This is a genomic window from Billgrantia sp. C5P2, assembly GCF_051062895.2.
The window spans coordinates 1,270,937-1,291,099 of the sequence record NZ_CM128542.1 but is presented as its reverse complement, the minus strand read 5'-3'; the positions used below and the strand labels follow the sequence as shown (position 1 = coordinate 1,291,099).

Annotated in this window: 17 protein-coding genes; 14 read left to right on the top strand and 3 right to left on the bottom strand. The window is 63.5% G+C overall.

Annotated features, from left to right (window positions below):
• The first annotated feature begins 191 nt into the window (after positions 1 to 191).
• From ACRWQA_RS06025 to ACRWQA_RS06005, 5 genes are all read left to right on the top strand, one after another.
• Positions 192 to 1,070, top strand: a complete 879-nt coding sequence (locus ACRWQA_RS06025; protein WP_434231932.1) for a GNAT family N-acetyltransferase — start codon at positions 192 to 194, stop codon at positions 1,068 to 1,070.
• A gap of 279 nt (positions 1,071 to 1,349) precedes the next feature.
• Entirely contained in the window at positions 1,350 to 2,210 is an 861-nt protein-coding gene (locus tag ACRWQA_RS06020) for a GNAT family N-acetyltransferase (RefSeq protein WP_434231934.1), read from the top strand.
• 320 nt (positions 2,211 to 2,530) lie between these two features.
• Complete coding sequence (locus ACRWQA_RS06015) at positions 2,531 to 3,841, top strand: NAD(P)/FAD-dependent oxidoreductase (protein ID WP_434231936.1); 1,311 nt, start codon at positions 2,531 to 2,533, stop codon at positions 3,839 to 3,841.
• 98 nt (positions 3,842 to 3,939) lie between these two features.
• Positions 3,940 to 5,217: an NAD(P)/FAD-dependent oxidoreductase gene (locus tag ACRWQA_RS06010; RefSeq protein ID WP_263580714.1), complete on the top strand. Its 1,278-nt coding sequence runs from the start codon at positions 3,940 to 3,942 to the stop codon at positions 5,215 to 5,217.
• Positions 5,218 to 5,306: 89 nt separating this feature from the next.
• Positions 5,307 to 6,065: a cupin domain-containing protein gene (locus ACRWQA_RS06005; RefSeq protein WP_263580715.1), complete on the top strand. Its 759-nt coding sequence runs from the start codon at positions 5,307 to 5,309 to the stop codon at positions 6,063 to 6,065.
• Between the two features lie 133 nt (positions 6,066 to 6,198).
• Here ACRWQA_RS06005 and ACRWQA_RS06000 read toward each other — a convergent pair whose 3' ends face one another.
• Positions 6,199 to 7,824 (bottom strand): ABC transporter substrate-binding protein, encoded by a 1,626-nt coding sequence (locus ACRWQA_RS06000; protein WP_434231939.1) that lies wholly within the window; start codon positions 7,822 to 7,824, stop codon positions 6,199 to 6,201.
• Positions 7,825 to 8,186: 362 nt separating this feature from the next.
• On the opposite strand from ACRWQA_RS06000, the gene ACRWQA_RS05995 reads away from it, so the two are divergent.
• From ACRWQA_RS05995 to ACRWQA_RS05960, 8 genes are all read left to right on the top strand, one after another.
• A complete protein-coding gene (locus tag ACRWQA_RS05995) occupies positions 8,187 to 9,113 on the top strand; it encodes a 2-hydroxyacid dehydrogenase (RefSeq protein WP_434231942.1) in 927 nt (308 codons plus the stop codon).
• A 233-nt stretch (positions 9,114 to 9,346) separates the two neighbouring features.
• Entirely contained in the window at positions 9,347 to 10,411 is a 1,065-nt protein-coding gene (locus tag ACRWQA_RS05990) for a phosphotransferase (RefSeq protein WP_411794700.1), read from the top strand.
• Positions 10,408 to 11,754, top strand: coding sequence for an aspartate aminotransferase family protein (locus tag ACRWQA_RS05985; protein ID WP_446326258.1), 1,347 nt, complete (start codon positions 10,408 to 10,410; stop codon positions 11,752 to 11,754). Before ACRWQA_RS05990 ends, ACRWQA_RS05985 begins: the two co-directional genes overlap by 4 nt.
• A gap of 28 nt (positions 11,755 to 11,782) precedes the next feature.
• Positions 11,783 to 12,286 (top strand): Lrp/AsnC family transcriptional regulator, encoded by a 504-nt coding sequence (locus ACRWQA_RS05980; protein WP_263580720.1) that lies wholly within the window; start codon positions 11,783 to 11,785, stop codon positions 12,284 to 12,286.
• Between the two features lie 312 nt (positions 12,287 to 12,598).
• Positions 12,599 to 13,975: an aspartate aminotransferase family protein gene (locus tag ACRWQA_RS05975; protein ID WP_434232621.1), complete on the top strand. Its 1,377-nt coding sequence runs from the start codon at positions 12,599 to 12,601 to the stop codon at positions 13,973 to 13,975.
• An 86-nt stretch (positions 13,976 to 14,061) separates the two neighbouring features.
• Positions 14,062 to 14,556 carry an Lrp/AsnC family transcriptional regulator gene (locus tag ACRWQA_RS05970; protein WP_263580722.1) on the top strand — a complete coding sequence of 165 codons (495 nt, stop codon included), beginning with the start codon at positions 14,062 to 14,064 and terminating at the stop codon, positions 14,554 to 14,556.
• A 240-nt stretch (positions 14,557 to 14,796) separates the two neighbouring features.
• Positions 14,797 to 16,278 carry an NAD-dependent succinate-semialdehyde dehydrogenase gene (locus ACRWQA_RS05965; protein ID WP_434232624.1) on the top strand — a complete coding sequence of 494 codons (1,482 nt, stop codon included), beginning with the start codon at positions 14,797 to 14,799 and terminating at the stop codon, positions 16,276 to 16,278.
• 53 nt (positions 16,279 to 16,331) lie between these two features.
• A complete protein-coding gene (locus ACRWQA_RS05960; RefSeq protein WP_263580724.1) occupies positions 16,332 to 17,657 on the top strand; it encodes an NAD(P)/FAD-dependent oxidoreductase in 1,326 nt (441 codons plus the stop codon).
• Between the two features lie 26 nt (positions 17,658 to 17,683).
• Here the strand turns inward: ACRWQA_RS05960 and ACRWQA_RS05955 are convergent, their stop codons facing one another.
• The gene (locus ACRWQA_RS05955) at positions 17,684 to 19,003 is read right to left on the bottom strand and encodes an erythromycin esterase family protein (protein WP_263580725.1); all 1,320 of its coding nucleotides are present in this window, start codon (positions 19,001 to 19,003) and stop codon (positions 17,684 to 17,686) included.
• A gap of 73 nt (positions 19,004 to 19,076) precedes the next feature.
• Positions 19,077 to 19,751 (bottom strand): zinc metallopeptidase, encoded by a 675-nt coding sequence (locus tag ACRWQA_RS05950; RefSeq protein WP_446326257.1) that lies wholly within the window; start codon positions 19,749 to 19,751, stop codon positions 19,077 to 19,079.
• Positions 19,752 to 19,899: 148 nt separating this feature from the next.
• Between ACRWQA_RS05950 and hemP the strand changes: the two genes are divergently transcribed.
• Positions 19,900 to 20,091 carry a hemin uptake protein HemP gene (hemP, locus tag ACRWQA_RS05945; protein WP_263580727.1) on the top strand — a complete coding sequence of 64 codons (192 nt, stop codon included), beginning with the start codon at positions 19,900 to 19,902 and terminating at the stop codon, positions 20,089 to 20,091.
• The last annotated feature ends 72 nt before the right edge of the window (positions 20,092 to 20,163 follow it).

Here is a 20,163-nt window from a genome sequence, read left to right as displayed (position 1 = left end):
ATGCTGCCGCGCATCCGAAGCCACGCCGGTAACGCCTCCATCCCTCTTGCCGAGATGTCGTCGAAGCGGCACTTCGTCAGCCAACGGGCTCTACATCCATGCCACCCCGTGCGGCAAGAACGTCCTAGCCATGGCCCTTGCCAGCTGCCAAACTGCAAAAGTTGCCAGGGAAGCCACTGACGGAGAGCCAGGTGTCCCACAAGACGTCAAAGCGCCTGCAGACCTATGAGCTGACGCTGAGAGACCTTCAGGAAGACGATATTGCCAAGCTGCACCAGCTGTCGGTCGGTGTCGGTTGGCCGCACCGGCCCGACGATTGGCGCCTGCTGCTCAAGGTTGGGAAGGGGTTTGCCGGCTGCGACAAGATCGGCCGAATCGTCGGCTCGGCGATGTGGTTTCCGATGGGCAACAATTTCGCCACCATCGGCATGGTCATCACCACGCCACAGCTACAGGCGCAGGGTGGTGGCGGCTGGCTGATGGATCACGTAATGCAGCAGTGCCACGGCCGTCGTCTTCAGATCATCGCTCCTCAGGTCGCCTATCGTCTCGCCCATGCCTTGGGCTTCAAGGCCGTGAGCGTCGTGCATCAGCACCAGGGCACGGCCATCGACCCGGGAGAGGTTTCGCTGCCGGCCGACACCCGGGTTCGCCCATTGAAAGCCACGGATTTCACCGACATCGCCCGCCTCGACCAGGCCGCCTTCGGCGCCGATAGAGCCGCCATCCTGGAAGAGCTGGTCGGACGCTCCACCGGCACGGTGCTCGAGCGGGAGGGCCATATCGCCGGCTTTGCCCTGTGCCGCAGGTTCGGTCGGGGCCATGTCGTAGGACCGGTCGTCGCGAAGGATTCCAGCGACGCCATCGCGTTGACCGCCCCTCATGTGGCGAAGCATGCAGGAAGATTTCTCAGGGTCGATACCACCCAATCCGAGGGCGATTTCACCGAATTCCTCAAGCGCTGCGGAATGGAGGAACATGAAAAGGTGACCGTGATGACCCACCCTTCTCCCGAGGCGGCCGACACCGAGGTCAGCACTTTCGCGCTGGTGAACCAGTCACTGGGCTAGCCGCTCACGGGATGCCGGATGCCTAGAGCTACCGTGCAAAAAACCGCAGATCGCACTCGCCCACTCTCCTCCTCTCTCCTGACTCTGCTGCGCAGGACCAGATCAATAACATGCCAAAAACCTGGGTAATGGCGGTACTTTCATCTGCTCCTGCCACCGGCTTCGGACATTGCTACCGAATTCATCTCTCAACCTAATCACACCTCCATAACGGCAAGAACATCCTAGTAATGACCATCCGCAGACGCCAGAGTAAAAGGAGCTATGGAGGAACTTATTATGGCAGTCAAGAACCTTGATACCGACATTACCTATCGACGCCTACAGGAGAGCGACCTGCCTGCTGCCCATCGACTCTCGCAGGCGGTTCGTTGGCCGCATCGACACGAAGACTGGCAGTTCGTACTTCGTCTTGGCGACGGTTTCGTCGCAGAGCGCAGCGGCGAAGTCATCGGCACTGCCATGTGCTGGAGCCATGGCAGCGACTACGCAACACTCGGCATGATCATCGTTTCGCCCGAGGCGCAGGGCAAAGGCATCGGGCGCGTATTGATGGAATCGATACTCGACTTGATCGGCGAGCGCAATACGCTCTTGCTCGCCACTCCAGAGGGGCAGCCGCTTTACGAGCGACTCGGCTTCAAGCCCATCGGCACGGTCCACCAACACCAGGGCACCGTCGTTCAGCCCGAAATCGTTGCGCCACCGCCTGGAGAGCGCATACGGCCGGCAGGCGTGAACGATCGCGCCAAGCTGATCGAGCTGGCGACAGCCGGCACCGGCATGCCCCGGGCAGCGGCGCTGAACGAACTGCTTCAGGTCGCCGATGGCGTGGTGCTCGACAGCCAGGGAGAGCTCACCGGATTCGCACTGATGCGGCGCTTCGGTCACGGCTACGTGATCGGACCGGTAGTGGCCTCATCTGCCGAGCGGGCCAAGGCCATGATCAGCTATTGGATGGGGGCACGTGTCGACTCCTTCATCCGTATCGACGTCCACGACTCCGGCCACTTGAGCCCCTGGCTGCAGGAGCTTGGGCTCTTGCAGGTCGATTCCGTCGTTGCCATGGTCAAGGGCGAAGCACCGGTACCGGTTCCCGGCCTGCAGCAGTTCTCCATCATCAACCAGGCACTGGGCTGATCCCGGAACGTCATCACGCATCACGGTCAACACAAAGAGGAGGTGGCGCATAATGCCCCTCCTCTCCTTTTCTCCACACCAGTACAAGACAATGGCGATAGTGCTGCATGAATATGCCATGACAGCGCAAGGACCTCTTGCATAGCGCGCGGATCGATATATCAACATCGGCGCCGTTTTCGGTGTTTCCTGCCGCCTACCCCTCGAGTTTCGGCGACTCTAAAGAAGACTAAAGCGCCATACTTCTTATCATGACGGGCCGCTGGCCCGGCAAACTCTCGATATCAATCCTCGCCTGATACTCGACGTGAGGTCTTCCCATGCACGAGCGCAACATCGCCGAACAGAGCACTCCCTTTTGGTGGGAAGCGGCACCCGTCAAACCACTGCCGCAGCAGCCGCTGGCCAAGGAACTCGATGTGTTGATCGTGGGCGCCGGCTACGCCGGGCTTGCGGCGGGGCTTGCACTGGCACGGGCTGGACGGGCTGTTGCCGTATTCGATGCCATGAGTCCGGGCGAGGGCGCCTCATCGCGCAACGGCGGCATCACCAGTGGCAGCATTCGCCCGGACTACGCCACGCTCAGCCGCCGCTTCGGCGAAAAGACGGCGCTGGCCATCGAGGCGGAAGGCAAGATCGCCCGCGAATTCCTCTACGATTTCATCGAAGTCGAAGGACTCGACTGCGACTTCCAGCTCAGCGGCCTGTTTCGCGGTGCCATCGGCCATGAACAGTACGAGAGCATGGCCCGTGGCGCCGAGGCGCTGGCGAAGAGGCTGGGAATCGAGTCCTTTGCCGTTCCGCATGACGAACAGCGCAACTATATCGGCACCGACTTCTATCGCGGCGGCACGGTCAGGATGGACATCGGCGGACTGAACCCGGCCAAGCTCCACGCCGAGCTGTTGCGCGTGGCCCTGGCTGCGGGAGTGACGATCCATTCGAACACACCCGTAAGCTCGATAGCGCGGGACGGCTCTGGATTCCGCGTCACGACCGTGGCCGGAACGGTTCAGGCGCGGCAGGTTCTGGTCTGCACCAACGGCTATACCGATGGCGCCGCGCCCTACCTGCGCCGTCGCCTGGTGCCGGTCCGCAGCCGCATCATCGCCACCGAGGAACTCGCCCCCGAGGTGATGGCGGGTCTGATGCCCAGGCGAATGATGATGGGCGAGGGCCTGCAGTTGGGCTTCTATTACCGCCCCTCGCCCGACGGCAGGCGGATCCTGCTGGGCGGCCGCGACAGCTCCCGGGTCGGCGACCCGGCGGCACCGACGCTGCGCCTGCGCAAGGGGCTGGTGACACGCTTTCCCGAACTCGAGAACGTGTGCCTCTCGCACAGCTGGTTCGGCAACGTGGCGATGAACCGCGACATGCTACCCCGCATCTTCGAGAAGGATGGCGTGCTCTACGCCACCGGCTTCTGCGGTTCGGGCGTGGTCTGGGCGCCGTGGGTCGGTACGCGTGCAGCCCACAAACTGCTGCGAGGCAGCAAACACCCCTGTTCGGCCTTCGACTTCCGGCCGCCCGCCTTCATCCCGTTCTATCGTGGCAACCCGTGGTTCATGCCGGCCGTCATACAGGGCTATGAAATGCAGGACCGAATCGCAATGTGGCGCGCAAGCCGATGAGCCGAGTCGATGCGGCCATCCGCCTGGCCTGCCAGCCATGCCTCAGGCTCCGTACGCCCCCTGCTCACCCATGTCGACTTCTCGCAGGAGATGCAGCAATGAAATTCGTTTCCTATTGGCACGATACCTCGGCTCCGTTCGACAAGGCTGCAACCGATCCCGTCTCGGGGGAGTTCGAGGTAGCGGTGATCGGCGCAGGCTTCACTGGCCTCAATGCTGCCCGGCAGCTGGCAAAATCCGGCCTCAAGGTCGCCCTGCTCGAGGCCGAACATGTCGGCTATGGCGCATCGGGACGCAACGGCGGGCACCTCAACAGCGGTCATTTCGCCAGCTTCGGCGCCATCAAGGCCCGCTTCGGCGATGCCCAGGCACGCCGCCTGTGGCAAGCCTATGACGACTCGATCGACATGATCGAAGCGATCATCGACGAAGAGAAGATCGACTGCGGCTTCCGCCGCGGCGGCAAGCTCAAGCTGGCCTCCAAGCCCTCCCATGTGAAGAAGCTGCAGGCCATGTGCGATGAGATCCGCCGTGAGGTCGATCCCACGGTGGAGTGGCTGTCGCGCGAGGACGTGCGCAGGGAGCTGGGATCGGACGCTTTCCACGGCGGTGTGCTGTCGCCGAAATCCGCCATGATGCACATGGGGCAATACGCCGTCGGCGTGGCCCATGCCGCTCATCGCCATGGTGCGACCATCTGGGAGCACAATCCCGTCATCGCCCGCGAGCGGGTACCGCAGGGCTGGCGACTGACCACGCCGACCGGCTCCCTGGTCGCCCGGCAGGTCATCCTGGCAACCGACGCCTACACCTCGGAGACCTTCGGCTATTTTCGTCGGCGAATGATGCCGGTCGCCTCCTTCATCATCGTCACGCGCCCGCTCACCGCGGAAGAAGTGGCGGCGACCATGCCGGGCAACCGCAACTATACGAACTCGCTCAACATCGCCAACTACTTCCGCCTCACCCCGGACAACCGGGTTCTGTTCGGCGGCAGGGCAAGGTTCTCGTCGGCGTCGAACCAGAAAACGGACGTCAGCTCCGGGCAACTGCTGCGCAAGCAGATGGCCGAGGTGTTTCCGCAGCTTGCCGACGTCGAGATCGACTACTGCTGGGGCGGTCTCGTCGGCTGCACCCAGGATCGCTATCCGCGCGCCGGCACCGCCGACGGGGTGATCTACGGCATGGGCTATTCGGGACATGGCGCGCAGGTCTCGACCCTGATCGGCAGCGTGCTCGCCGATATCGCCATGGGCCGCAAGGGCACCAATCCGCTCGAGGGCCTGTCCTGGCGAGCCGTTCCCATGCACACGGGAAAACCCTGGTTCCTGCCCATTGTAGGGGCGTACTACCGAATGAAGGACATGCTGCCCTGACCAGTCTCCGCTGATCCCGAGTCAATCGGCTGATCATGACCGAACTCTACCCACCGGTGGCTTCCACCAATCATCGATCCGAGGTTCTCATGCTGCAATCTCTTGACCCGCGCCAGGCTTCCAGCCGGGCAACCCACCCTTCCATCATCGACCTGCGCCAGTTCGCCAGGGAGGCCGTTGCCGCCCCGGCCAACCAAGGCGACGGCCAAACGAATGCCTTCCTGGCGAATCGCACCCCCCTGGCTATTCCCCCCGGCCCGGTCGAGATCGGTGCCATCCGGCTGGAAGCGGGCACGGGCAGCGTGGCCGAGCTGCCGGCCGACGAGTTCATCATCCTGTGCGATGGCAGCCTGACGCTGAACCAGCAGGGCCAGACCCTCGAGCTGGCCGACAGTGCCAGCGCGGTGCTGAGTGCCGGCGCCGGCTTCGACTGGCACTGCCCGGCCCCCGCCACCCTCCTTTATATTCGCTACAAAGGGGAAAGTGCGGGAAAGGGCCGACTGATCGCCATCGACGAAGCGGCCGCCCTGGAGCCCTCCGGCAGCCCCTTGGCGGAACTGCTGGTCGGCCCGACGCCCGCTTGCCGGAACCATACCGACTACCGCTCCGTCGACGAGGAATTCATGTGCGGCACCTGGGACTCGACTCCCTATTACCGTCGCGCCATGGAGTCCCGGCAGTACGAACTGATGCACCTGCTGGCGGGGGCCGTCACGGTCGTGGAGCAGAGCGGCACCACGCGCACCTTCACCAAGGGCGACATCTGCCTGGTCGAGAAAGGGGCGGTATGGAGCTGGGAAAGCCGCGAGGATGTGAAGAAGGTGTACGCGATTTACCGCCCGGCATAAGCTGCGCTCTAGTAATAAAACCAGCAAATAAGAAGGGAGCGGCCAGTGTGGCCGCTCCCTTCTCCTTTCTCACTTCTCACGTTTCGCGTTTCGCGTTTCACCGGGATGCACTACCCCTCGGGCATCCCGCTCCTCAGGCTTCCAGCCAGACGTGCTCGGCGAACATGTAGCCCATCAGGCCACCCATCGGGTGAGGACTGAGCCCTCTCAGCTTGGCGTTGTGGCCATCGATGCTGCTCCTGAACATTGGGATGCCGATGCCGCCGTGCTCGTGCACCAGCACCTGCATGTCGGCGTACATCTGCCGGCGCTTGGCGTTGTCGGTCTCGCCGCGCGCCGCCAGCAGCAGCTGATCGAACTGTTCGTTGCGCCAGCCCGATTCGTTGGTGGCGGCGTCGGAGTGGTAGAACAGGCTGAACATCAGGTCGGCGGTCGGCCGGGCACTGATGGCGCCGAAGCCCAGCGGATGCTTCATCCAGTGGTTGGACCAGTAGCCGTCCGACGGCACCCGACGAAGCTCGAGCCCGAGCCCGATCTGCTGCGCCGAAAGCTGCAGCAGTTGGGCGATGTCCACCGAGCCGGTGGCGGCTTCGGAGGCCACCAGGGGAATCGTCTTCCCCGCCATGCCGGAGCGCTCCAGATGATACTTCGCCCGGTCCGGGTCGTACGCGCGCTGCGGCAGCTCGTTGAAGTAGTAACGGTGGTTGGGCGCGATCGGCTGGTCGTTGGCAAGAACGCCGAAGCCACGGAAGGCAACCCGCTGGATCTGCTCGCGATCGAGCAGGTACTTCATCGCCAGCACGAAGTCCGGGTTCTGGACCGGCCCCAGGGCGTCACGCATCACCAGGTTGGTGAAGCCGCCGGTCGGGGTTTCCATTACCGAGGCATTGGCACTGTCCAGCACACGCGGAATCGAGCGCGGATTGACCGGGTTGATGAGATCGACATCGCCGGCGAGCAGGGCATTGATGCGCGCGGCCTCGTCCGGGATCGAAAAGAACTCGATCTCGTCGAGGTAGGGCTGGCCCGGCTTCCAGTAGCTGTCGTTGCGCACCCCGATCGAGCGCACCCCCGGCTGGAACTCCGCGCATTCGAAGGGTCCGGTGCCGTTGGCGAGGCTGAAGTCGGTGGTGCCGTCGCGCACGATGAGGAAGTGGGAGGTGGCGAGGATCGCCGGCAGGTCGGCGTTGGGGCTGACAAGCCGGATATGCACTTCATGCGGCCCGGCGGCCTTGACCTCCTCGAACTGTTGGGCCACGGCGAGCGCCTTGGAGGCGGTCTCAGGATCCTTGTGGCGATTCAGTGAGTAGACCACGTCGGCCGAGGTGAACGGCTGGCCATCGTGGAAGACGACGTCCCCGCGCAGCTTGACGACCCAGGACTGGGCGTCGTCGGTGTCGAACGACTCCGCCAGCGACATCTGCGGCACCAGCGTGTCGTCCAGTGTCGTCAGGCCATTGTAGAACATGAAGTGCCGGCAATAGTCGGTGTAGTTCCCGCCCTTGGCCGGATCGAGGGTATCGGCGGTCGAGCTGGTCGCGCTCGCCACCTTGATGCGCCCGCCGCGCTGGGGCGTCTGGGCGAAGGCGGACGACGCGCCGGTCATCAAGCCGCTGGCGGTGGCGGCCAGCACGGTACCGGCGGCCATGCCGCGCAGCACATCGCGCCGCGAGATGCCGTGGCCGGCCCCTTGGCCGGCTGCTCGCTCTAGCTCAGCCATGATCCGCTGGTCATGATGGGGGAAGTTCCTGTTCTTCATCTCATGCCTCCAAGTGTCTTCTTTTATTGCCGTTGTTATTGACGACTGTCGTTGCGCCCTACTTGGCCCCCGGGGACCTCGAACTGTCTCGTCGCAATGACACGCTTCCTCGGGAACACTCCAATCTCCACATCATTACAGCACCCGACCTCTTAACGACTGCCTCGTTTTAAGCGCAATCCATTACATGATCCACGGAATTTTCCTCACTTAACGGCACATCATGCCGCCAATATTCGCTGAGCCTCCGGCAAAGCTTGCATACGAATGGCAGGCAAGATTGTCCTAGTCTTGGTCGTTCGATGTTGTCAGAGTTAAGTGTCATTACCTCTAATCCAGCCCCGTGGAAGGAAGGTGTCCCAATGAGCTTTCTCTACAAATCCGAACCGGTTCGCGGCGCACGTTGGGCCGAGCTGTTCGCCGAACGTGAGCCAGACATCGACTTTCATATCTGGCCCTCCATCGGCGATCCAAGACAGGTGCGCTATCTCGCCGCCTGGCAGCCGCCAGAGGACATCGCGCAGACTTTTCCCAATCTGGAACTGGTGTTTTCGGTGGGAGCCGGTGTCGACCAGTTCGATCTGTCTCGGATACCGGAGCACATTCCTGTCGTGCGAATGATAGAAAGCGGCCTGGTCGCGGGCATGGTCGAATATGCCACGCTGGCCGTGCTGGCTGCCCACCGTGACTGGCTCGCCTATGCCAGCCAGCAGCGCGAGGAGATATGGAAGCCGATGCCGGTACGCACGGCGAGCACGCGCTGCGTCGGGGTGCTCGGCATGGGCGTCCTGGGCCAGGCAGTGCTCGAGAAGCTGCGCGACTTCTGTTTCCAATGCGCCGGCTGGAGTCGCTCGGAGCGCAGCCTACCCGGCATCGAATGCTTCTCCGGCGAGCAGGGGTTGGCAGACTTCCTTGCACGCACCGAGATCCTGGTTTGCCTGCTGCCGTTGACCGACGAGACGCGTGGCATCCTGTCGCGGGAACTGTTCCGGCAGTTGCCGCAAGGGGCCGTATTGATCAACCTGGGACGCGGCGATCACTTGGTCGAAGACGACCTGCTGGATGCCCTGGATCACAACCATCTCTCGACGGCAATTCTCGACGTCTGCAGCGTCGAACCACTGTCGGAAGGGCACCCTTTTTGGCATCACCCGCGCATCATGCTGACCCCTCATATCGCCAGCATGACGCAGCCGGACACATCTGCCGAGGCCGTGCTCGACAACCTGCGCCGCCACCGGGAAGGGCTTCCATTGAAGGGGTTGGTCGATCGTACTCGCGGCTATTAGAGGCACGCCGCAGAAAATGTCACGCATGATTCAGATCGAAAAGGAAACTGCTCGAGTCTTGCGGCAATAAAGCATCGCCTTGGATCTGGCCGCCATAAACTTGTCAGTGCTTACACACCGACACGGGCCCAGGCACTCGAATACGCGTTCAGGTTGACCGGAAGACTCCAACCTCCCGGCTTGCTTGAATCCGGATGCCTGCCCCAGACCACCACGATGAAACGAGGTATGTGATGGTGGAGAATCTTGCGATTGCGACAGCGGCACTGAGCACGGCGGTGCCCAATCTGGCCCCAGACGAGGTGAAAGCCCTGGTCTGCCGTCTCTACGGTATCACTGGCAGCGTCAAATCACTGGCGGGCGAGCGTGACCAGAATTGTCGTATAGAGACCGCAGACGGCAGGCGTTACGTCTTCAAGATCAGCAATCCATCCGAGCCGGTTTCGGTCATCGATTTTCAGATCGCAGCACTCGACCACATCGCCCGCGTAGCGCCGGACCAGCCGGTGCCTCGCGTCGTGCGGACCCTCGATGGACGTTCACGCGACACGGTGACCTTGCCCGACGGGGTCGAGACCTTCGTGCGGATGCTGACCTATCTCGACGGCGTCCAGATCCGCGAGACTCCCCGGACCGCTACGCAGCGCCAAGCCATGGGGGCCATGCTCGCCGAATTGAACCTCGCGCTGCGCGATTTCTCGCATCCTGGGGCAACGCATGACCTGCTGTGGAACGTCTCCACCGCGCACCGGCTGGCCGACAAGCTCGATGCCATCGTGGACGCCCCGCGTCGTGCGCTCGCCGAGTCGTTCATGACGCGCTTCACCGACCACGTGCTGCCCCGCCTTGCCTCGGTACGGGCTCAGGTCATCCACAACGATTTTCACCTCTACAACGTGCTGGTCGCACCCGACGATCATGAGCGCATCGTGGGAATCATCGACTTCGGCGACATGCTGCATGCGCCACTGGTCGGCGAGGTCGCGACGGCGGCAGCCTTCCACACCACGGGCAATGCCGACCCGTTCGAGGGAGCGGCGCAGTTCGTCGGGGCCTATCACGCGACGTTGCCGCTTACCGACATCGAGCAGGAGATCGTTGCCGATCTCATGGCGACACGCCACCTCATCACCGTATTGATTTCGGAATGGCGCGCCAAGCGCTATCCCGAGAACCACGACTACATCATGCGCCACAATCCTGCGTCCTGGGCGGCGCTGGCCATGATGAACGCACTTTCCCGCGATGAAGCGCGCGACCGCTTGCTGGCCGAAGTACGAAAAGGAGAAAGCCGATGAACAGCACCACTGACCTCAACATGGTCAACGCCTATATTCCCGGTCGCGTCGACGTGGGCCCCGTCACCGCGGCGATGATCGAGCGGCGCGATGCCTTGCTCGGCCCGGCCTACCGACTGATGTACGAACATCCGCTGCACATCGTGCGCGGCGAAGGCGTGTGGCTGATCGATCCGGAAGGTCGCCGCTACCTCGACATCTACAACAATGTCGCCTCGCTCGGGCACTGCCACCCGGCGGTTACCGAGGCGATCTGCCAGCAGGTGAAGGTCCTCGCGACCAACACCCGCTACCTGCACGACACGATTCTCGAACTTGCCGAGCGCCTGCTCGCCACCGTGCCCGAGACCGAGCTTGCCCATCTCATGTTGACCTGTACCGGCAGCGAGGCGAACGATGTCGCCTATCGCATCGCTCAGGTCCGCACCGGCGGCACCGGTGTGATCGTGACCGAAACCGCCTACCACGGTTTCACCGATGCGGTGTCGAAATTCTCACCATCGCTCGGTACGACGGTCGATCTCGGCGCTCACGTGCGCACGGTCCCTGCACCGTGCCTCTATCATGCCGAAGGGGTCGATCTCGCCGAGCGCTTTACCCGCGACGTCGAGGCGGCAATCGCCGACCTGCAGCGCCACGGCATCAAGCCGGCAATGCTCTTGGTCGATTCCGTCTTCACCAGCGACGGCATCCTCCCCGAGCCCGCGGGCTTCCTGAAGGGCGCGGTCGATGCCATCAAGCGGGCCGGCGGCCTGTTCATTGCCGACGAAGTGCAGCCCGGCTTCGGCCGCACGGGCGAGCACATGTGGGGCTTTCAGCGTCACGGCATCTCCCCGGACATCGTCACCATGGGCAAGCCGATGGGCAACGGACAACCCATCGCAGGACTGCTGGCCACCGCTGATGCGCTGGCGGAGTTCGGCAAGAACTCCAGGTACTTCAATACCTTCGCCGGTAACACCGTGTCCTGTGCGGCGGCGCTGGCGGTGCTGGATACGATCGAAAAGGAAGGCCTGATACAGCATGCCGCCAGGGTCGGGAAGCTCCTGCGCGACGGCATCGTCGAGCTTGCCAGCCGGCACGAGGCCATCGGCGACGTACGCGGCGTTGGCATGTTCGTCGGCGTGGAACTCGTCGCGGACCGCGCAACGCGAGCACCCGACCGTGAACTCACCACCCGGGTCGTCAATCGCATGCGCGACAAGGGTGTGCTGTTGAGCGCCTGCGCAATGGGCCACAATGTGCTCAAGATTCGACCGCCGTTGGTGCTGTCAGCGGAACAGGCCCGAATGGTGATCGAAGTGCTCGACGAAGCGCTGGGCTTCGCGGCACAAGCACAGTAACCGGCGCCGGCCTCGAAGGTAATCGACCATGCGATCTGCAGCCTCCCTCGATCAGTTCGACATGAAGATTCTCGTGCATCTTCAGCGCGAGGGACGCTGCTCGAATGTCGACCTGTCCGCGGCCGTCGGCCTCAGTGAGAGCCCATGCCTCGCCCGTACCAAGCGACTGCAGGAGATCGGTGTCATCCGGGGCTACGGCGCGGACGTCGCGCTGGAGAAGTTGGGCAGCCACGTCATCGTGTTCTCCGAGGTGACCATCAGCAACCATCGGCCGCACGACTTCCGCAAGTTCGAAACCGGGGCCGGCAAGTACGACGAGATCGTCGAATGCTACAACGTCAGCGGCGGCTACGATTACCTTCTGAAAATCGTGGCGCCGGACATCGCGCATTTCCAGGCGCTCATGGAGCGGCTGTTGGAAGACGACATCGGCATCGAGAAATTTTCCAGCCGGGTCGTCTTGCGCCGGCCACTCGATCAACGCGGATATCCACTGACTGTGATCGCAACCGGAAAGCCAAGTTGGGCATGACGTGCCGCAGCAACGAGAGACTCGACCGTTCGGCTCGTATGCCACCGCGCGGAGCGCATGAAGCAACGGGTGGCAACGGCTCAATGGCCGCGACAGAACGGTGCCGACAGCATCTTCCGAAACAGTGACGATTACGAAACTATCGGTTCTGGCGAAGTGAATAGTCGCAATAAAACGTTGCGGCCGGATGACTATCATGGTCCTGGGTGCACCGTGTCAACCGCCGAGGATAACTGGCAGGCCGACACCCGCGCCGGAACGGCGCGGCTCGCACCAGGCCCAACGTTCATTTGATATTCGGCGGACAGACCCATGCACACAGATAATCTCGTCACCCTGGACCGCGATCACCTCGTCCATCCGGTCGTCAACTACCGCTCTCATGAACAGCGCGGCGTCACGGTACTCACGGCGGGCCGCGGTGCCTACCTGCAGGACAGCAGCGGTCGCGAGCTCCTCGATGCCTTCTCCGGCCTCTGGTGCGTCAACACCGGCTACGGCCATGAGAGCATCGTGCGTGCCGCCGAGGAGCAGATGCGCCGGCTGCCCTACGCTACCGGCTATTTCCATTTCGGCTCCGAACCGGCCATCCGACTGGCCGCCAAGCTGGTGGAATTGACCCCGGCATCGCTGCAGCGCGTCTATTTCACCATGGGCGGCTCCGATGCGGTGGATTCAGCGATCCGCTTCATCGTCAACTACTGGAACGCTCAGGGCAAAAGCGAGAAGAAGCATTTCGTCACCCTGGAGCGCGGCTACCATGGCTCCTCGTCCCAGGGCGCGGGGCTGACCGCCCTGCCGGTGTTCCATCGCAACTTCGATCTACCGCTGCCCAACCAGCACCGCATCCCCTCGCCCTACCCTTACCGCAACCCGCTCGGTTCGGATCCCGCCGCCATCATCGAAGCGTCCGTGGCGGCACTGCGTGACAAGGTAGGGGAGCTCGGCGCCGATCGTGTAGCCGCCTTCTTCTGCGAACCCATTCAGGGCTCCGGCGGTGTGATCGTACCGCCCAAGGGCTGGCTGAAAGCCATGCAGGAGTGCTGCCAGGAGCTGGGCATACTGTTCGTGGTCGACGAGGTGATCACCGGCTTCGGTCGCACGGGGCCGATGTTCGCCTGCGAAGCCGAAGGCGTCACGCCGGACCTGATGACCCTGGCCAAGGGCTTGACTGCCGGCTATGCCCCCATGGGTGCCGTGATGATGAGCGATGCCGTCTACCAGGGCATCGCCGAAGGCGGCGGGGCGGAATTCCCGATTGGACACGGCCATACCTACTCCGCCCATCCCGTGAGTGCCGCCGTCGCCCTGGAGGTGCTGCGCCTGTATGAGGATGGCCTGCTAGCGAACGGCATCGCCCTGGCACCACGGTTCGAAGAAGGTCTGCGCTCCATGCTCGCTCATCCCCTTGTCGGCGATGCTCGCAGTCGCGGCTTCCTTGGCGCCCTCGAACTGGTTGCCGACAAGCAGAGCAAAGAGCGCTTCGACCCTTCATTAAAATTGGCCGATCGTCTCTTCGAAGCCGCCTATGGCAACGGCATCATCCTGCGGGCTTTCGCCGATAACGTTCTTGGCTTTGCCCCCGCACTTTGCTATACAAGTAATGACTTCGACTTACTGTTCGAACGCCTCGAACGTACCTTGAATGCGGTGCTCGACCAGCCCGAAGTACGCCAGGCCCTGCGCTGATAGTCGCATGCGACGCACGCAGGTAATGGTGCGTCGCATTTTTCTGTCATTGCCGGACCGACAGACCGAACCCACCGGAGCCCTGGATGATCGGCGCACCCAAACTGGACCGCCTCGACATACGCATTCTGAGTCATTTGCAGCGCAACGGTCGTATATCGAATGTCGCTTTGGCAGACGCCGTTGGACTCTCCCCCAGCCCCTGCCTGACTCGTGTCAAACGCCTGGAAAAAGCCGGTTACATTATCGACTATGGCGCCCACTTACAGCTCGAGAAGCTCGGCAGCGTTCAGCGGGTCTTCACCCAGCTAACGCTCTCCGACCATCGGCTCGAAGACTTTGCGCGCTTCGAGTCCTATATACGCAAAGTGGATGAAGTTCTCGAATGTCATCTGGTGAGTGGTGGATTCGACTACCAGTTGACCTTCCTTACCCGCAACGTCGTCCATTACCAAAGTGTCATGGAGGACCTGCTCGAGCAGAATATCGGTATCGACAAGTACTTCAGCTATATCGTGATCAAGTCGCCCGTCGTGAAAAAATACTATCCCATTGAAAAACTGATCAGCGATGACGACTGATCCCTCCCGACTGGGTTCTCTCCTCCTTACCCTGTCACCTGCCCTCGTTACCCTAACGGCATAAGCTTCCGTGAGCTCCCTCGAAAACGCCCTAATCTGCGATTGCAGGACCTCATTACGAAAGCCTCCGCCGGGACGGGGCGCCTAATATAGGGTCCATGCAGCAGCCGGCATCGTCTCGGGGCAAGGCCCTTTGGCTGCTCTGGCTTCGACACCCATTACATCAACGAGGCAGCAGCCATGGCCCTCCATCTCGATCGCTCCGATCTTGTGCGCTCCGACAACTTCATCGACGGACAATGGCAACCAGGTGCCGCCGGTGACCACTACACCGTCAACGATCCGGCAACCGGCGAGACCATTGCCAGCGCCGCCGACAGCACCGCCGCCGATGCGCAGGCTGCCACCGTTGCAGCGCACCGCGCATTCGACAGCTGGCGTCAGCAACCGGCAGCGGTGCGTGCGCAGATCATCAAACGCTGGTATGCCCTGATCGTGAAACATACCGAGGATCTCGCCCGCCTGATCTCCCGCGAGCAGGGCAAGCCCTTGGCGGAAGCCCGCGGCGAAGTGGCGTACGGCGCCGCCTACGTGGACTGGTTCGCAGCGGAAGCGGTGCGCAGCTACGGCGACATCATCCCCGCCCCGGTGGGCAGCAAGAGGATGCTGGTGACCAAGGAGCCGGTCGGCGTGGTGGCGGCGATCACACCGTGGAACTTCCCGCTGGCGATGATCGCCCGCAAGATCGCGCCGGCCCTCGCCGCCGGCTGCACCGTGGTCGCCAAGCCGGCCGAGGACACGCCGCTGACCGCGCTGGCGCTGGTCGCGCTGGCGGAGGAAGCCGGGCTGCCCGCCGGCGTGCTGAACATCGTCACCTCCTCGCGCGAACGAGTGGGCGAGGTCGTGGGTGCCTGGCTGAGCGATTCCCGGGTGCGCAAGATCACCTTCACCGGCTCGACGGCGGTCGGCAAGCTGCTGGCCCGCGATTCGGCCGCCACGCTCAAGCGCCTGTCGCTCGAACTCGGTGGCAACGCCCCCTTCATCGTGTTCGAGGATGCCGATCTCGATGCAGCGGTCGAGGGCCTGATGGCCGCCAAGTTCCGCAATGGCGGCCAGACCTGCGTCAGCCCGAATCGGGTCTACGTCCAGGCGTCGGTCTATGAGGCCTTCGCCGACAAGCTGGTGGCCCGTGTCCAGTCGCTGCGCATCGGCCCCGGGGACCGCGAAGAGAGCCAGATCGGCCCGATGATCAATGGCCGCGCCGTCGACAAGATCGAACGTCACGTGCAGGATGCCCTGGCCCGAGGCGCCACGCTTCTCACCGGGGGGCAGCGCCTGAGCGGCGGCGTCACCAGCGGACCCAACTACTACGCTCCCACCGTGCTCGGCGACGCCAGCCATGACATGGAGCTGGCCCAGGACGAAACCTTCGGCCCGGTGGTGCCCCTGTTCCGCTTCGCCGATGAAGAAGAGGTGGTGACGGCGGCCAACGATACGCCCTACGGCCTGGCCGCCTATTTCTTCTCCCGCGATGTGGAACGCATCTGGCGCCTCGCCGAGCGTCTGCAAACCGGCCTCGTCGGTATCAATGAAGGCGCGCTCGCCGCCGAGTCGGCTCCCTTTGGCGGCATCAAGGAGTCGGGCTACGGTCGCGAAGGCTCACGCTACGGCCTCGACGACTACATGGCGACCAAATACCTGTGCCAGGGTAACCTCACCTGAAATGCGCAGGCCGAAGCGGTATAAAAACTCGTAGTCAGGCCAGGAGAAGCCCCATGCCGGCTCCATTGCTAGCGATTCCATCCACGCCGGACCTGCCGGAGCGCGCCGATGCCGTGGTTATCGGCGGCGGCATCATCGGCGTATGTGCCGCCTACTACCTGGCTCGCCAGGGCGTGAGCGTGGCACTGATCGAAAAGGGCCGCATCGGAGCCGAGCAGTCCAGCCGCAACTGGGGCTGGTGCCGCCAGCAGAACCGTGACGCACGCGAGCTGCCACTGTCGACCAAGAGCCTCGAGCTGTGGGAGGAGATCACCGCCGACCTCGGTGAGGACCTCGGTTTCCGCCGCTGCGGGCTGTTCTATCTGTCGGATAGCCAGGCCGAGCTGGATGGCTGGGCCAAATGGCGCGACTTTGCCATCACCCAGGGGGTCACGACCCATATGCTGAGCGCCGCCGAAGCCACCGAGCGCGGCGCGATGACCGGCAAATCCTGGCTGGGGGGAGTGTTTTCACCCACGGACGGCATCGCCGATCCATCGCGGGCGGCTCCGCTGATCGCCAAGGGCGTCATCAAGCATGGCGGGTCGATTCATCAGTTCTGCGCAGCACGCGGGGTCGAAACCGAAGCTGGACGCGTGTCGGGGGTGATCACCGAGAAGGGCGTGATCAAGACGTCACAGGTGGTGATGGCCGGCGGCGCCTGGGCCTCCTCCTTCTGCCGCCAGCTCGGCATACGCTTTCCGCAGGCGTCGGTGCGCTCCTCTATTCTCTCGGTCATGCCAGGCGCCAAGGGCCTGCCCGATGCGCTGCACACGGCAGAGGTGACGGTCACTCGACGGGGAGACGGCGGCTATACGCTTGCCACCTCGGGGCGCGCCTGCCTGGATCCGACGCCGCAGCAGCTTCGCTTTTCATCGCATTTCCTGCCAATGTTCGCCAAACGCTGGCAACTGCTCTCCCCCGGCGACCTGCAGGGCTGGCTGTCCGGCCATGAGACGCGCAGGAAATGGGCGCTCGACCGGCCCACTCCGATGGAGCGGGTGCGCATTCTCGATCCGCGCCCATCGGAGCGAATCCTGAGGGAGACCCTGGCCCGTGCACGCCTGCTGTTGCCCGCCCTGGGCAGTGTGCCCGTTCAAGCTGGCTGGGCGGGCTACATCGACAGCACGCCCGACGGCATCCCGGTCATCGACGAACCGGCTAACTTGCCCGGCTTCCTGCTGGCCGCCGGCTTTTCCGGTCATGGCTTCGGCATCGGCCCCGGCGCCGGACGCCTGATCGCGGAAATGGTCACCGGCAAGACGCCCTTTGTCGATCATCAGCAGTACCGACTGGCTCGCCTGAACAAGGGCGCCTGGGGCAAGGTATCGGAGTTTTGAAGGCAGGCCGGTTCCATCCCTGAGTATCACACCCCGAAGGGATAGGTATCCGGCACCTCCTCGGGCCGCCACAGCTCGCCCTTGTCGAACGGCTCCACGGCGCGGGTCTCGTCGAGGTGGAAGACGGCATCGAACTGCTGGGCCACGGAAGCCTTGAAGTAGTGGCTGATGCGCTCCGACTCGGGGCGGTAGATCACGCCGATGGCACGCTCCCACAGCGGCTCCTTCAGGGGGGCCGCTCGCTCGCCGAGGGGCAGGTAGAAGTCACCATTGCCGCTGTCGTGGAACAGCCGCTCGACGCTGCCCTCCATGGAGGGCCGGACCCGACGGTGCTCCACCGGGCCATCCCAGTCACGAGCCGCCGAGACGAAGCCGGTATGGGTGGTGAAGCCCACCAGCAGCGCCTGGTCGGCACCGAAGCGATGACGCACCAACTGGCCGACGTTGTGCTGGCCACGGTGCCAGCCCATGTCGGTGAACGAGGCATCGCCCAGATGCGAGTTGTGCGCCCAGACCACGAGCTTGCCCTGCCCACCCTGGCGGCGCAGGTGCTCACGCAGCTCGACAATGGTATCGGTCATGTGCTCATCGCGAAGGTTCCAGGTATCCACCCGTGAGCCGAACATGGCACGGTAATAATGCTCCGCATTGACCACCACACGGGCATTCTGCTCGGCGAAGAACTGCTCGTCCCGCGAGCGCGGGCCATCCTCGCCCAGGTAACCGGCCGACTTCTCCAATAGGTCGGCAAGCAGGCGCACGGCGGCATCCTCGCAGATACGGCTGAGACCGAAGGCAGCATCGTGCCCATAACGCACCGGATCGCCGCCATGGTCGAGGCAGCCGTAGCCCTCGCGGGCGATACGCGCCTGCTCCGGGTCGATGCCTTCGAGATACTCGATTACTGCCTCCGCCGAGCGGTGCAGGCTGTAGATGTCCAAGCCGTGAAAACCCACCTGCTCGTTGGCTTCCTTGCCGGCGTTGTGCTCCTCCAGCCAGCCGATGAAGTCGCGCACCTCGGTATTGCGCCACATCCACTGCGGGAAACGCTGGAAATCGTCGAAGGCGGTCTTGAGGGTGTCGTCTCCCTCACCGCGCACATAGCGGTTGAGCCGCAGCGCATCGGGCCAGTCGGCCTCGACGATCACCGCCTCGAAGCCCTTCTCGCGGATCAGCCGCCGGGTGATCTCGGCACGCATACGGTAGAACTCGGCCGTGCCGTGGGAGGCCTCACCGAGCAGTACCAGCGGGCGCTCGCCGACCTGCTCCAGCAGGTCGTCGTAATCGCTGCTGCGACCGGCAAGCGGCTTGGCATTGTCGCGAACGTAGTCCTGGGGAGTCGTCATGCTGCACCTCCTCCATGAAGGCCTGTGACCGCTCTCAGAACTGTAGAAACCACTCCCGCTTACGCTCAAGAAGTTATCGTCTGAGGATCACCAGCCAGCGCCCCAGGTTCAGAATGCTCGCCAGCGACGCCGCCACGTAAGTGAAGGCACAGGCGGTGAGCACGTGACGGGCGCCGGGCATGTCATAGGGCGGTACGTACTCCCTGAGCAGCGGCAGGGCGCGATTGAAGCTGGCATCGAACTCTACCGGTAGGGTTACCAGGTGCACCAGCGCCGCCGTGCCGAAGCTGATCACCGCCGCGGCGATGACGATGGCCAGCCCGCCAGGCAGCCGGGTCAGGATGAACAGGAAAGGCGCGGCCATCATCAGCAGGGCGCCGAGCTTCTCGGCCCGCTGCGCCACGCCGACCATGCGCGCCCGGGCGGTCAGTGGTGCATAGCCTTCATGGTGCTGAATGGCATGGCCGACCTCATGGGCGGCCACGGTCACCGCAGTGAGCGAGCGCCCCTCGTAGTGCTCGCGGGAGAGCCGTACCCGTCGCGCCTCCGGGTCGTAATGGTCGCCCAGCTCGGTCATCTCCACCTTGACGCCTTCGATGCCCAGGCGGCGCAACAGATGGTCGGCCAGCTCGGCACCGGTACCCGGATAGTCGTCGCGACCGCGGGAATGGCGCGCCAGCACCCACTTGGCCCAAGCGTTGGGCAGCAGGAAGATGGCCAGCAGCAGGGCAATGACAACTACGATCATGGCGTCATGCGTCTCGTCTCAGGGGGCACTGAATAGGACTTAGCGTACCCGTTTCGGGTTCATGCTGTCGCGTTGGCTCTTGACGCCGACGCGCCACAAGAACAATAATTATTCGCGTTTGAAACAATAACCCATTCAGGCCCATACCATGTGCGCAACCTCCCCCGACCCGACGACGGCCCGCGCGCAGGCCGCCACGCCGCACGAGCGTTCGAGCAAGCCCGGCATCGTCGAGAGCAGCGCGCTGCTCGATGAGCAGGGCCAACTGATCATCGAACACCGCGGTAAACGCTACCAACTGCGCGAGACGCGCAACGGCAAGTTGATACTGACCTCATAAACCGACGAAAAGAACGCCAGCCAGGTAGCCCACGCCACCCAGCCAGCCGCTCATCGCCTGATACGACAAGGG